General features: G+C 56.0%; 16 protein-coding genes. 6 read left to right on the top strand and 10 right to left on the bottom strand.

Annotation, left to right across the window (positions count from 1 at the left end):
* Position 1: 1 nt before the first annotated feature.
* The 8 genes from HS100_05460 to HS100_05495 form a co-directional block, all read right to left on the bottom strand.
* A complete protein-coding gene (locus HS100_05460; GenBank protein ID MBE7433343.1) occupies positions 2 to 1,876 on the bottom strand; it encodes an ATP-binding protein in 1,875 nt (624 codons plus the stop codon).
* Between the two features lie 2 nt (positions 1,877 to 1,878).
* Positions 1,879 to 3,171 (bottom strand): hypothetical protein, encoded by a 1,293-nt coding sequence (locus HS100_05465; protein MBE7433344.1) that lies wholly within the window; start codon positions 3,169 to 3,171, stop codon positions 1,879 to 1,881.
* A 205-nt stretch (positions 3,172 to 3,376) separates the two neighbouring features.
* Positions 3,377 to 5,116: a DNA repair protein RecN gene (gene recN / locus HS100_05470; GenBank protein MBE7433345.1), complete on the bottom strand. Its 1,740-nt coding sequence runs from the start codon at positions 5,114 to 5,116 to the stop codon at positions 3,377 to 3,379.
* Between the two features lie 3 nt (positions 5,117 to 5,119).
* Entirely contained in the window at positions 5,120 to 5,641 is a 522-nt protein-coding gene (locus HS100_05475; GenBank protein ID MBE7433346.1) for a hypothetical protein, read from the bottom strand.
* Entirely contained in the window at positions 5,638 to 6,501 is an 864-nt protein-coding gene (locus tag HS100_05480) for an NAD(+)/NADH kinase (protein MBE7433347.1), read from the bottom strand. The genes HS100_05475 and HS100_05480 overlap by 4 nt, the downstream gene beginning before the upstream one ends.
* A 42-nt stretch (positions 6,502 to 6,543) precedes the next feature.
* Complete coding sequence (cas4, locus tag HS100_05485; GenBank protein MBE7433348.1) at positions 6,544 to 7,056, bottom strand: CRISPR-associated protein Cas4; 513 nt, start codon at positions 7,054 to 7,056, stop codon at positions 6,544 to 6,546.
* Between the two features lie 14 nt (positions 7,057 to 7,070).
* Entirely contained in the window at positions 7,071 to 7,700 is a 630-nt protein-coding gene (locus HS100_05490) for a hypothetical protein (GenBank protein ID MBE7433349.1), read from the bottom strand.
* A gap of 17 nt (positions 7,701 to 7,717) precedes the next feature.
* A complete protein-coding gene (locus HS100_05495; GenBank protein MBE7433350.1) occupies positions 7,718 to 7,954 on the bottom strand; it encodes a hypothetical protein in 237 nt (78 codons plus the stop codon).
* Positions 7,955 to 8,118: 164 nt separating this feature from the next.
* Here HS100_05495 and HS100_05500 point away from each other — a divergent pair, with 164 nt between their 5' ends.
* Positions 8,119 to 8,670 carry an adenine phosphoribosyltransferase gene (locus HS100_05500; protein ID MBE7433351.1) on the top strand — a complete coding sequence of 184 codons (552 nt, stop codon included), beginning with the start codon at positions 8,119 to 8,121 and terminating at the stop codon, positions 8,668 to 8,670.
* Positions 8,671 to 8,697: 27 nt separating this feature from the next.
* Here HS100_05500 and HS100_05505 read toward each other — a convergent pair whose 3' ends face one another.
* Both HS100_05505 and HS100_05510 read right to left on the bottom strand, forming a co-directional pair.
* Positions 8,698 to 8,940 (bottom strand): GIY-YIG nuclease family protein, encoded by a 243-nt coding sequence (locus tag HS100_05505; protein ID MBE7433352.1) that lies wholly within the window; start codon positions 8,938 to 8,940, stop codon positions 8,698 to 8,700.
* Between the two features lie 22 nt (positions 8,941 to 8,962).
* Positions 8,963 to 9,952: a prephenate dehydrogenase gene (locus tag HS100_05510; GenBank protein ID MBE7433353.1), complete on the bottom strand. Its 990-nt coding sequence runs from the start codon at positions 9,950 to 9,952 to the stop codon at positions 8,963 to 8,965.
* Between the two features lie 244 nt (positions 9,953 to 10,196).
* Between HS100_05510 and HS100_05515 the strand changes: the two genes are divergently transcribed.
* From HS100_05515 to HS100_05535, 5 genes are all read left to right on the top strand, one after another.
* Complete coding sequence (locus HS100_05515; protein ID MBE7433354.1) at positions 10,197 to 10,721, top strand: methylated-DNA--[protein]-cysteine S-methyltransferase; 525 nt, start codon at positions 10,197 to 10,199, stop codon at positions 10,719 to 10,721.
* Between the two features lie 12 nt (positions 10,722 to 10,733).
* Positions 10,734 to 11,255, top strand: a complete 522-nt coding sequence (locus HS100_05520) for a chromate transporter (GenBank protein ID MBE7433355.1) — start codon at positions 10,734 to 10,736, stop codon at positions 11,253 to 11,255.
* Positions 11,252 to 11,773 carry a chromate transporter gene (locus tag HS100_05525; protein ID MBE7433356.1) on the top strand — a complete coding sequence of 174 codons (522 nt, stop codon included), beginning with the start codon at positions 11,252 to 11,254 and terminating at the stop codon, positions 11,771 to 11,773. Before HS100_05520 ends, HS100_05525 begins: the two co-directional genes overlap by 4 nt.
* A gap of 11 nt (positions 11,774 to 11,784) precedes the next feature.
* On the top strand, positions 11,785 to 12,672 hold the full coding sequence (locus tag HS100_05530) for a universal stress protein (protein MBE7433357.1): 888 nt from the start codon (positions 11,785 to 11,787) through the stop codon (positions 12,670 to 12,672).
* Positions 12,673 to 12,736: 64 nt separating this feature from the next.
* Positions 12,737 to 13,273, top strand: a complete 537-nt coding sequence (locus HS100_05535) for an HD domain-containing protein (protein ID MBE7433358.1) — start codon at positions 12,737 to 12,739, stop codon at positions 13,271 to 13,273.
* The last annotated feature ends 14 nt before the right edge of the window (positions 13,274 to 13,287 follow it).

The raw sequence follows: 13,287 nt of genomic DNA on the forward strand, positions 1-13,287 counted from the left end.
TTCACCCCATCGTCACAATATGCTCGTGGATCAAATGTGAATAGCGGTTCTGCAAACGAATGAAGTGATTCTGGATCGCATCCGCCTCGGAGCCTTCGAGGACGAGGAAGCGTCCCTTCTCCACGCCTTCGCGGGCGATCTCGCGGCACACGGCTTCGGTGACGAGTTCCGCCAACAGCACCTGACCCGTCACAGACGTGTCGAGGCGGTTGTTTTCATCCAAATACATTCTCACCGAAGGCGCGTTCGTCGCAATGACAATGCTCGAATTGACGCGGTCGAAGTAAACGCGCTGGCGCGGGTCCATGCGGTCGTCGAAGCGGATATCGTTGAAGAGCGCGCTCTTGCCGCGCGTGGGAGGCTCAACCAGTGTTTCTTTCTTCGAGTGGACCTGCACCATCGCCTGCGCATGGAGTTTTCCGATAAAGGCGGTGACGATGCCTTCCTCGCCCACCTGCCTGCCTTCCACTCTCACCTGCGCCTCGCCCACGGACGGATCCGCTTTGTGCGGCTTCAACGTCACTTGCGGGGTAAGCACGATCACCTCTCCGCTGTTGGAAGCGACCTGGATCACGGCGTTCGGATTCACTTTCTTTGCGATATCGGCGCGCAGCGTCAATGTCAGCACCCTGCCCGTCTGCACGTAGGCGCGTTCGGGGATGAATGCCATGCCGGTCTCGGGCAGGAGGATGCGCGCGTCGCCATCCCTGCGTTCCCTCAATTCGGTCAGCGCAATGTGATTCAACTCGTGCAAGGCGCGGTCGATCTTCTGCCTTAACTTTTTGTCGAGCTTGGTTTGTTCCTCGCGCAGGGCGTGTTTGCGTTCCTTTTCGATCAGCGGTTCGAGTTTCGACTCCACCGCGGTCCTGATCGCCTTCGCGAACGGATGCGACCAGTTGATGCCGTCGCGCGTAGCGGTCAACACGGGTTCGTCCTTCTTCAACAGTTCATGCAGGAAGTCGCATTGCATCGTCCCGTAGAAATACGCCGCCACCGGATCATTCTCGTATCTGAGCATGGTCAGCGACAACACCATGCCTTTGCTGATGACCAGCAGGCCGCCGTCGGCGTAATCGCCTTCCTCGCCGCGCGTGGAAAGCTGGATCGCCGAACGGAAAAGCTCCAGCTTCACCCAGGCGGGATATCCGGGTATTTTGATGCGTTCGCTCAGGACCTTTTCGCCCTTGGGCGGTTTGTAACTTAACGTGTATTCCTGGCGCACCGTTCCATCCGCCGCCACATCGCGCAAAACGATTTTTCTGCGGGGATTGCTCATGATGGGCCGCAGTTCGAAATGTCTTTGCAGGTAATTGCGCAGGTTGTCGAACTGAGGCACCTTGACATCATCGCGCGAGACGATGATATCCACGATCGTCCCGTTGCCTTCGAGTATGTCGTATTGCTGCCGCACGGGAACCAACGCCCTGACAGGCTCTTCGAGCGTAAAGGTCGGCACGCCGTTCTTGATGAGCAGGGAACACGAATAAAAGTTCCCGCCTTTGAACGAATGTACATACCCGTGACCCAAACCAAAAATGGAATCCTTGAGTCCGCGCCCCCACATGCCGCGCACGTGCTTATCCTCCTTGATGCCGCTGGTCGCTTCGCCGTACGTGCCGACCACTTTATCCATGCGTGAGTCGTTCATCCCTTCGGCATGGTCCCAGACGCGGATGGTCGAATTCTTGTGCTTGCGGTGAACATGGATGAAGATCTCGCCGCCGACCGACCAGCCCGCCTGCTCGAGACGCGAATAGCTGTCGTTGCTGTTGGTGATGACCTCCACCAGCGCGCGCAGCACATCCTTGCGGATCGCCTGGTCCGCCTGCTGGATCGCAACGCGGTCGGCGTACTGTAATTTTCTTGTGCCTGCCATGCCTATCTTCCACCTTTAACTTTCGCCTTCGATATTAATAAAACGGAGAATTTCTCTTCACAAAAATCGAGGAACGCGATCAGGTCCGCGCGGAAATGAATGCCTGCGTAGCGCTTGAACAGATCCATGTTGCGTTTCAACGTCTCCGCCGAAGATTCCATCGTCGCAAAGAGCATATTGCGGAAATCGAACTCACCGATGATCGCCCGCCTGCCGCTGCGCCGATACGACCGGTACGCGTCCGAATGTTCGATCTGTTTGACGACTTTTGCGGCTTTGACCTTCTCCTCTTTCGTTGCAACGACCGGAACCGCCGCTTCTTTTTTGACCGGCTTCTTTTCCGGAATGGGGGGCGCCTCAACCCTGACCCTTGGCTTGATCGCCGGAACTTCAGCCTTTTTCCACGCCGTTGGCGGAGCGAGCAGCACCGTCAGTTGAGTCGCTTTTGCCTGCTTTGCAATTTGCCTTTGCTTTTTCTGCGGCTTCGGCTTTTGAACCTTTACCTTCGGCGCTTTAGCTTGTTTCTTCGGCTGAGGCTCTGACTTGACCTTTGCAATCGGTTTAACAGGCGCTTTTACCTTTTTCACAAGTTTCGCCTGTTTCCTGCCTGCCTTCGGTTTTGGAGCAGGTTTCTTCTTTAAGACAACCGGCTTTACGACTTTCGGCTTTGGCTTTTTAACAACCGCCATCTTGATAACAACTGGTTTCTTCCTGACTGCGGGCTTCTTTACCTGCTTTATCTCTTTGACCGGCGACTTCTTCACAACTTTTTTCTTTTTCTGCAATTTGCCCCTGCCGCCTTGAGCGGATTTTTTCTTTTGCGGCTTGACCGGCGTTGCGACAACCTTCTCTTCGGCTCTTGCTGGCGCTTTGGGCTCTTCCTTCTTCTCTTCAACGGGCGCGGGCGGAACCTCCACTTTGGGCGGGGCGGGGAAAACAACACCCAATGCCTTCGCTACATGCTTAGCCACCCGCCTGCCCTGAACCTTCACTTCAAAACCGTCGGCCGCGTTGCCTTTCAGCAATCCCTTTTCTTTGGCGTCATGCAATCGGCGGGTCACCAGGGCAGAGTCGGGCCAGTAGAAATAATTCTTTAGCGAAAAACTGTGCGGGAAGAAGCGAAAACAGATCGAGACGATATCTTCGGTCGCGGCGGGAGAGCCGTCCGCTTGTAACACCTGAACGGCAAATACGACCAGTTCCCCCGGCGGGATGGAGGCGTAGGCGTCCTTGTTGAATTCGGAGGAGTCTTTGGTTACGGTCGGTTTCGGCTCGGCTTGTTTATCTGGTGACATAATTCGATGCGCCTTTGAATTGAAGTGGCGTTATTTTATCTCTTGTCATGAAATTAAGGTAACGGTTCGCCAAAAAGCGCGTTTTCATCGAAGTTTTTGCTGACTGCATTATGCGATACCCTGTAACACCAGTTGCAGCGCAGCCGCCCCAATCGCATGGAACGCCGGGAACGAACATCCCGATGATCTCATCGGGATGTTTTTCTTATTTCTTCGTACTTTCCTTGACCATTTGCCGTGCGGTCTGCAGAAGTTCGTGCGCCGAACGCAGTGTTCCTTCTCCCACTTCGCCGAGCATTTGCGAAAGTTCCAGCAAACGCGCCTCCCCTTCGAGCGGTTCGACGCGGGTGAGGGTACGGCCCTTGTCCACGAGTTTTTGCACCTGGTAATGCAAGTCGCCGAAAACAGCCAGTTGCGGAAGATGCGTCACGCAGAAAACCTGGTGACTGCGCGAGAGATTCCAAAGTTTGTGACCGACCACCATGCCCACGCGCCCGCCGATGCCCTGGTCGATCTCATCGAAGATCAGGGACGGGACTTCATCGGCGCGCGCCATGACGTTTTTCAATCCGAGCATCAGGCGCGAGGTCTCGCCGCCGGATGCGATCTTCGCCAGCGGTTTGAGTCCTTCACCGGGGTTCGGGGCGACGAGAAATTCAACGCGGTCGATTCCGCTCTGGTCGAAGGCGAGGCGGGTCCCGTCCGCAAGTGGAATACCATTCGGGTCGGGCTTGGTCTGGAAGTCCGTTCCGAATTTTGCAGACGCCATCCGTAGATCGTCGAGTTCGGTCTCGATGCCCTTGCCCATTTTCGTCGCGGCAGATTTGCGCTTCTCCGAAAGGTCGGTTCCCTGTTTGGAAAGTTTTTCCAGCAGTTTTGCTTCCTGCATTTCCAGTTCATTGATTCGGTCAGCCGCGCCGGTGATGGTCTCGAGTTGTTTTTGCGCGTCCTCGCCGTAGGCGATCACAGCCGGGATGCTGCCACCGTATTTGCGCGTGAGCGAATGAATGAGGTCAAGCCGTTCCTCCACTTCGTCGAGCCGCTTCGGGTTGAATTCGATCTCATCCAGATACCCGCGTAATTCATGGATGATATCCGAGAGTGAATCGAGCATCACTTCGGCTTGATTCGACAATTCCGCCTGGCCCGAATCGATTTTCGCGAGCGCCGCAAGCGCCTGCGCCGCCTGACCGATCAAATCGGTTGCGGCGGGCGTATCGGGCGAGCCTTCCTCAAGGATCGCCAGCGCTTCCTGCGCATTCTTTGCAAGCGATTCGGCATTGGCAAGCCGGTCGCGTTCCTTTTTTAGTTCTTCATCCTCGCCCACTTTCAATTTCGCGGCGTCGATCTCCTCCACTTGATAGGTCAGCATTTCGGTGCGCCGGTCTGCATCTGCCTGGGCTTTGCGCAGGGAATTCAATTCATTGCGAAGGGCGAGCAAAGAATGGTACGTCTGCCGGTAATCGTTCAACGGCTTCGAAACATCCGCATAACGGTCGAGCAGTCCAAGATGCGCGCGCGGATCGAGCAGGGAAAGATGTTCCGCCTGCCCGTGAATATCCACCAACAACGCGCCGATCTCTTTCAGCAGACCGACGTTCACCGTCCGCCCGTTGATCCGCGCCACACTTCGTCCCTCGCGTCTCACTTCACGCATCAACACCACGTAATTGGGATCATCCATCAGTTCTTCGCGCTTGAGGATCTCATGCACCGCTTCGCGTTCGGGACCTTTGAGTTGGAACACGCCTTCGACGAATGCCGCCTCGGAGTCCGTGCGCACGAAAGTGGTATCCGCTTTGCCGCCGATGAGCATGACCACGGCGTCGAGGATGATGGATTTGCCCGCGCCGGTCTCGCCGGTCAGGATGATGAGTCCCGGTCCGAAGCGCAGGTCGAGCTTGTCGATGATCGCGAAGTTTTGGATGTGAAGTTCGGTAAGCATGGGCTACCTGGAAAGTTGGATGCCGGAGAGCCGGGCATATACCATTGGAGCGGCAATGACAAGGTAGATTGCCTGAAAGATTAAACCAAAAATATTTCCGCTCAATAATTGCAATAAAAGCATGGGCAGGGCTCCGAACACAACGCCCGCGCCGATCGTCAGAAACAGGGCGCGTGAACGGCGTCGGCGGGTGACCGCTCGAACGGCTTCGGCAATAATGCCCCCGGCTGCGGAAGAGCCGAGAAAAATCAAAAGCCATCCGATGAAACCAATCCCTCCGACAAAGGTCACAAGAAAAGAAGCCAGCCCTGAAAGCAGTCCGGCAATGATAAAGCCCGAAACGAAGTCGTACCAGACGGCGGTATCGAAACTCTTTTGCCGCTCGCGCATACAGTCCCTGCAAATGTAACCGGTGGGGGTGCTCACCGCGCACGAAGTGCAGATGGGACGGTCGCACCGCTTGCATCGCAACGAAGTCTCGCGGGTCGGATGGGCGTAGCAGTACTGGATCGCAGGTTCGGTCATCGTGGAAATCCTAAAGAGTTTTCGTTTATGTGCATGGTGATATTCCGGTAGAAATATCCCGGGTCACCAAAGCGGATGAATTGAGCCGTCACGTCGGCGGCGGTGACATTGACGTGGTCGCCCTCCATCAACGGTGTGGGCGGTTGTCCATCCACGCTCAACACGGCATTTTCGCTTTTTATTACGATGCCCACCGACGAACCTTCTGAAAGGACAACTGCGCGGTCAACAGAAAGATGAGGCGCAATGGGCACAAGCAGGATATTGCGAAGTTCAGGCGGCAGGATCGGTCCACCTGCGGCAAGAGCATACGCCGTGGACCCGGTCGCCGTGGCGGCGATCAACCCGTCTGCAACATAGCTGGATAGCTCACGAGCATCCACGAAGGCGGTCAATCGCACCGGCCTGAGGTTTTCACCGCGCGCGACCACCGCCTCGTTCAACGCAATCAATACGCCCAGGTTTTCGCCCGCGCGCACGTGTTCCGTGCGGAGCATCATGCGGTTTTCGATCCATGCCTCGCCGTCGAGCAAACGCTCGAAGTACCCGCGCCATTCCCTGCGGTCGATCTGGATGAGAAAGCCGAGCCTGCCGAGATTGACGCCAAGGATGGGAACCTTCGCCGGCGCACATAAATGACCGGCGCGCAGCACGCTTCCATCCCCGCCGACAGCGATCAGCAGATCGAACTCGCCCTCCTTGACCCGTTGGCGGATTCCCTCATCATAAAGGGAACCGACAAGCACATCCAAGCCCTTTTCCCCGAGGAATGCGCGCATGGCTTCCGCCTCGGAGTACGCCTCGTTGATCTTCGGGTAAGCCGTGATGACAATGCGCTTCGGAATGAAGGGCGATGACATGCGGGAAATTATACCTTTTGATAATGTGCGACGCGCCTGCTTTTACGCCAGACTTTGCTCGCAGATATTCCTGAATCCGCATCCTTTGCAGCGGGATGCCTGTTCGTGCGAGCGGGCAATGTTTCCGCGGACGTCATCCTCACGCATATCGGCGATCAACTCGATCAACGCCGATTCCAATTCCCGCGTGTAATCCACGGCAAAGTCGCGGTTCTCGTAGTGGATGATCCCATACGGCGGACGATTGCCGTAGGTCTTCTCCACGAGCAGGCAATACGAAGCCAGTTGATAGATGTGCGAGTCGTAGGGCGCCTCGGGCGCGCGCCCCGATTTGACCTCCACCGGGATGATCTGTCCGTTCTTTTCGATCAGGTAGTCCGGCTTGCCGGTCAACGCAAGCGCGGGGTAGTACAAGGGCTTCTCCACTTTGCCCCAGCCGCGCGTATCGGTGTATACGATTCGCCCGCCGGGAAGTCCGGCCGCATTTCGCTGGCGGTTGGACCGCCAGAAGAAAATCAACGCGAGGAGGAAAAGAAGAAAAAAAACGTATAACATGCGTGGTAAAGAGATCAAAGACTGGAAGCTTGTTTCATCACCTTCTTGACTCTCGCCAACCCGCCTCCGTTCAAGTCTTCCAGGCGTCCGGTCAAAACTTTGATGAAGGCGTCTTTGTTCGATTTGTTAACGGCGGGCAGAGTCCGCTCGGCGTGTTGGGGCACCTCCTTGGGGCGGCAGGTGGAGAGATGTTTCAGCAAGTAAGGAAAGATCACTTCGGAATATTTTTTATGCGCCGAAGAGGTGATTGCCAGCGCGGAGATGGAATTATCCACGGTGATGACGGAACCGGTTTCTTTCGCCTTCTTGATCGCGTCCAGATGAGCGAACACCGAATCGGGATTCGCTTTGGCGGCTTCGGCGAGCGCGGTCATGCCGCCCCAGACGAGTCGATTGTTCCTGCTTTTGAGAAGTTTTGCAAAATCATCCACAAAAGGAGCGATCAACCTTGGTTCGATGTATCCGACCTCATACAAGACCTTGATGCAGTCCGTTTGAATGTTCTTATCCTTGTTCCATAAATTTTCCGCGACTTCGCGAATCCCGGCTCTGTCTTTTTTCACGGCGAGTTCGCGGGCCAGTTCCTGGTTGGGAACTTCGTCGCGGCGCTTCAATGCGGAGGCAAGTCGATTCAGAACGGTCATGGAGTGAAATCCATTATTTAGATCAATTGAAAGGCGAGATACGCCACCAGCGTAAGGATCGCCGCGAGGAGCAGGAGCCAGCCCAAAGTCCGCGTGAGAGAGGCGGCGAGGACCTGCCGTCCGTGGCGGCGGTGGAGTTCTGTCCCGGAGGCGAGTTCGGCTTGATTCTCCGAAGGAGTCCCGGTCTTGCGATACCACCAGGCGCGGCGGCAGTACAGGTAATTGCCGATCTCAGAGGAACGGATGGCGCGCATGGGGACAGTATAGCACAAATTTTCTAATCGCTGATGTCGTTGCGGGACCGCGGAACTGTCGGAGCAATCTCCCCATTAATCCGGAAGTTGCTTCACGCCTTGCAGGCGCTCGCAATGACATGAAAAACCGTGATAAACTTTCGGCGTTATTGCGAGGAAATCATATGACCAAACGCGAAACATATTCCGTCGAAATTGCTGGAATCAAACGCGACTTGCGGCTGTTCGAGATCAAGCCCGGGCTGCGCATCGCCATTTTGAACATTTTGGGCGACACCGAACTTGTGCAAGCCTGCGCGCGCGGGCTGGCTGAAAAGGTCAAGGATGTGGACTTCAATTTGATCGTGACAGCAGAGGCGAAATCCATCCCCCTCGCCCACGCGCTTTCAGTTGAGACAAGGAAACCATACATCGTTTTGCGCAAGACATACAAGCCGTACATGGGCGACGCCGTCAAAGCGGAAACACTTTCGATCACCACAGGTCAGCCGCAGGTTTTGATTTTGGATGAGAAGGATAAAGACGCGCTGGAGGGCAAAAAGGTCTTGCTTGTGGACGATGTGATCAGCACCGGCTCGACGCTTCAAGGCATGCGCATGATCCTCGATAAAGCCCGCGCGAGCGTGGCGGGCGAAGCGGCGATCTTCACCGAAGGCGACCGCGCCCAATGGATGCATATCCACGCGTTGGGGCATTTGCCGTTGTTTACCGATTAAACGTGTAGGGGCGGGATAACCCCGCCCCTACGCTGAAAATAATTCCATTTTCTTTTTTCGTGGGAGAGCCTTGATGGCTCTCTCTCGTTTCAACGCCGCGATCTTATCCGGCAGTTCTTCGAGATAGACCATCTTCACCGGACGGCGGGTTTTGGTGTAACGCGCGCCAAGTCCCTTGTTGTGCTGCGCCATCCTGCGCTCGGGATCGTTCGTCCAGCCGGTGTAAAGCGTCCCGTCCGAACACTCGAGGATGTAGCAAAAACAACTCATCCTTCCACCCAAATACAATTCACTATCCCCTGTCTTTCGCCCTGCCCATCTTCCCAAGTTTCGAACCGAGCAGGGTTTCCATCAGGGACGGTTTTTCGAAATTATCGTCGGGCATTTTCGTCCAATCGGCTTTGCCGCGTTCGAGAATCCAGTTTACCCGTCCGTTGCGTGCAGAATCGAGACGTTTGCGGAAGGCGTCCTCGTTCCCTTCGAGATCGTCGCGCAGATCAATAAGCGATGTGATCACCGCGTTCAACGCGCGCACCACATTCTCACGGTCATGCACGGAGGCCATGCCCAGCGCCTCCGCGCCGTCTGAATCCGTCAATGTGGATGTGGCGGTAAAGTAATTTCGGCCCGCCGTTTTGCGCAGGTCGTTCCAACCGGGCTGGCCAATGGTGGCGTTGAGCAAAGCTGCAGAGAGCAGCTGCGGCAAAAGATGGGTCGAAGCCATCAAGCCGTCTGACTCGACGAAATCCGTCAGGATCGCTGTGGAGCCGAGCAACTCGACAAAATCAGAGACGAGTTTCACCGCCTCGCCGGGAGTGCCGGGAGGGGCTGAGAGGAGGAAAATGCCTTTTGAAAACAGATCCGCCCGGGCTGAGTCCAGACCCGTTTCCGTCATGGCCAGGTATTTCGCCCCGATCGCGGGGACGATTCCCACGTAATGAGCCGACTCGGGCAAAAGTTCCTGCGCCCACTTCGCAACCTGCGCCTTGACCGGGGAAGTATCCACCACAACAGCATCCTTCCTGAGGTCTTGCGCTATATAATGGAATGTGTCACGTATCTCTGTCAGGGGCAGGGCGAGTACGACCAGGTCGGCGTTCTCCACCGCATTGGGCAGGTTGTGGCTGGTCTGATCCACCGCGCCGAGTTTCTTCGCCCGCCCTTCCACACTGTATTCCTTGTCGTGGCCGGTCGTGACCACCTTGTCCTTGTGCGCCGCGAGCGCCAACCCCATCGAAGCGCCGATCTGACCCAAACCGATGATGGTGATTTTTACAGGCATGTCAACCTCGAAACTTGGATTATGACCGAATTATACGCCAGCCGCTCCCTTAAAATGCGAGAACCGCGGACGCCGACCGCGGTTCCCTTTGAAAGGAGGAGAAGAGAAATCACCTTACGAGCGTATTTTTATCATGGTTATCCGAAACCTACTTGACGCAAACCCTACGATTGCCCTACGTTTGTCGAACAACTAACCGTTCTGTAAGCGGTTTTCGAGTATTTTTGTTGACAAAGGATTCCCGATGACATCCTCCCCTCCCAAAATCTACCTGGGCGAATTGAATGACACCCCTCTCGGAGATTTCCGCCTCGCCGCCTCGGACCTGGGCCTGGTCGCCGTCGAGTGGGCAGATTCCCAGCTCGAGTTTGATGCCTACCTAGCGAAATTGAAGCGCCCTGTAGAGCCGAACCAGAGGAAAATCACTCCGTACGCGAAGGAATTGAAAGAATATCTGAACGGCAGGCGCACCGCCTTCACCATCCCCATCGATTGGACTTTTTTCACACCTTTCCAGCGAGAAGCTCTACAAGCTGTCTTCCGCATACCATACGGCGAAACCCGCACTTACATTGACATTGCGCGCGAGATCGACCGTCCGCATGCTTATCGTGCCGTTGGCGCCGCCAACGCCATGAATCCAATGCCCATCATCGTTCCCTGTCACCGCGTCCTCGGCGTGGATGGCAAACTCCACGGCTACGGCGGCGGGGATGGACTCCCGACAAAGGAATGGTTGTTGAAATTGGAAGGGGCGGTTATCGCGTGATAAACTCGAAGGATGGAAATTCTCCTTCATCTTTTTTGGACATTTCTAAAGGTCAACTTACTCAGCACCTCCGGTCCCGCCTCGGTGGGATTGTTGTATCACGAAGCCGTTGGGCGGTTCGTCACGGAAGCGCAGTTCGTGCAGGCGGTGGGGTTTTCATCCGTCCTGCCGGGGAGCGACGCGCTCCAACTGGCAATGTACATCGGCTACGCGGCGGGCGGAGTGGCGGGCGGGTTGGTGGCTCTTACTGCTTCGATCCTGCCGCCGACCCTCATCATCCTCGGCGTGACGATGGTACTGCATCGCCTTCGCCGCGAAGCATGGGTAAATAGTTTCGTCGAAGGATTAACCCCCGCCATTGCCGTGTTAATGGTCTTCACTGCCTGGAAAATCTTCGATAAAGGCGGCGGGTTGACCTGGATGGGATGGGGGCTTGCCCTGGGAAGTTTCACCGCCATGTGGTTCAAGGTCCCCGAGCGATTCGTGATCATCATTGCCGGAATCATCGGCGTGATCTTTCTATCGGCATCATGAACAAGTGGACTCAATTATTCTGGATGTTCCTGAAGGTGAACCTGCTTTCGCCTTCGGGTCCCGCCTCGGTGGGATTGTTGTACAAGGAAGCGGTCGGGAGGATCATGACCGAAGAAAGATTCGTAGAGGCGGTGGGCTTCTCGAACTTCCTGCCGGGGAGCGAAGCATTGAAACTGGCGATGTTCGTCGGTTATGCCGCAGGCGGCGTGCCGGGCGTGTTCGTCGCCCTGCTTGGCGCGGTATTGCCTCCAACCGTGATGATGTTCGTGGTGGCTCTCATCCTTCAACAGGTTCAACACGAGGGCTGGCTGGAAGGTTTTGTGAAAGGGATGAGTCCCGCCGTGGCGGCATTGATCGTGCTGGTGGCCTGGGAGTTGTTCCGCGTGGGGCAGACCAAAAGCATCGGCAAGCGCACGCTTCTCATCGCCGCCCTGAGCGCGATCGCCCTCTGGCTGAATGTCCCTTCGCCGCTGGTTTTATTGGGCGCAGGAGTTTTCGGCGTGATCCTTTTCCGTTGATCGGACTTTATATGCCAACTGATGATATTTTGATCGTCACCAATGGAACGAAGGAAAGTTATCCCGCCATCGAGCAGGGGGCGTGGCTTGCGGCGACTCTCGACTCGCCCATCACGCTTCTGGGCGTGACCGAGAGGCAGGATCCGGCCGCGATTGATTCGATCCACCCTTTGGAGAACGTTTTCGAAAAAGCCGTCGGCGTGTTTGAGGCTCAGGGATTGAAATACCAGCTCGAGGTCCGCAATGGAAGCGCGGAGAAGATCGTCGCAATGGAAGCAAAGAAGAATGATTCCATTGTGGTGTTGGGACCGTTGGGACGTCCGCAACTTCAGCGCTGGATGACGGGACGTTCGATCCGCACGTTCATCGAAGATATCGAGCAGCCGCTTCTTTACGTGCCGGAGACGAAACTGCCCGTAAAAAAGATTCTGATCAGTGTGGGCGGGCTGGGTTACGACGTGACCGCGGAACATCTCGCCATGCAGGTGGCGGCGAAGTGCGGCGCAGAGGTTGCGTTTCTGCATATCGTGCCGCCCATCGATCTGGATTATCCGACCGCGAAGGCGATGAGCCGGAACTGGCAGAACCTGACCGAGACCGATACGCCTGTCGGGCGGAGTTTACGGAAATCGCTGGAGAATGCCCGCGGCGCAGGGTTGGCGGCTTCGGTCAAAGTCCGGCATGGAAATGTGATCGAGGAGATCCTTGCCGAAATGCGAAACGGCAATCATGATCTGTTGTGCATGGGGTCGTCTTACAGCGTGCATTCCCTGCGGCAGATGTATTCGGCGAACGTCACGGCGGAGATCATGGATCACGCTGTCTGCCCGGTGATGACGGCAAGGTTTAGAAGCGCAGCAGACGTCCTCCCCTGGCACCCTCCGCCGGGGCAGGTGTAATGTCCGAATACTGTTTGCGCACGATCGGCGGCTTTCACAACAAGGACAATGAATGGACAATACAATCGGAATGATCTTGAAGGCGATGCGTTTTTCAGCGGAGAAACACAACGACCAGCGCAGGAAGGATTCGAAATCCTCGCCGTATATCAACCATCCCATCGAGGTGGCCGAGACGTTGTGGACGGTGGGCGGTGTGCGAGATGAGGCATTGATCGCCGCCGCCATCCTGCACGACACCATCGAAGACACCGATGCCACACCGGAAGAGCTCGGACGGGAATTTGGCGGGGAGGTGCTGAACCTGGTGCTCGAAGTGACCGACGATAAAAGCCTGCCAAAAGAGGTCCGCAAACAATTGCAGATCGAGACGGCGGCGCACAAATCGCCGCGGGCAAAACTCCTGAAATTGGCAGATAAGATCTGCAATGTGAAAGACATCGTCAACTCGCCGCCCGCCGATTGGCCGTTGAAGCGCAGGCAGGAATACCTGCTTTGGACGGAAAAAGTCATTAAAGGGGTGCGCGGATCGAACAAGGAACTTGAAACTCTCTATGACGAGGTTTTGAAAAAAGGGAAGAAAAGCATGGGGATGGATTGAGCCGCCCCCAAGGG

It is taken from the genome of Anaerolineales bacterium (genome assembly GCA_015075725.1).
Taxonomy (GTDB): domain Bacteria; phylum Chloroflexota; class Anaerolineae; order Anaerolineales; family Villigracilaceae; genus Villigracilis.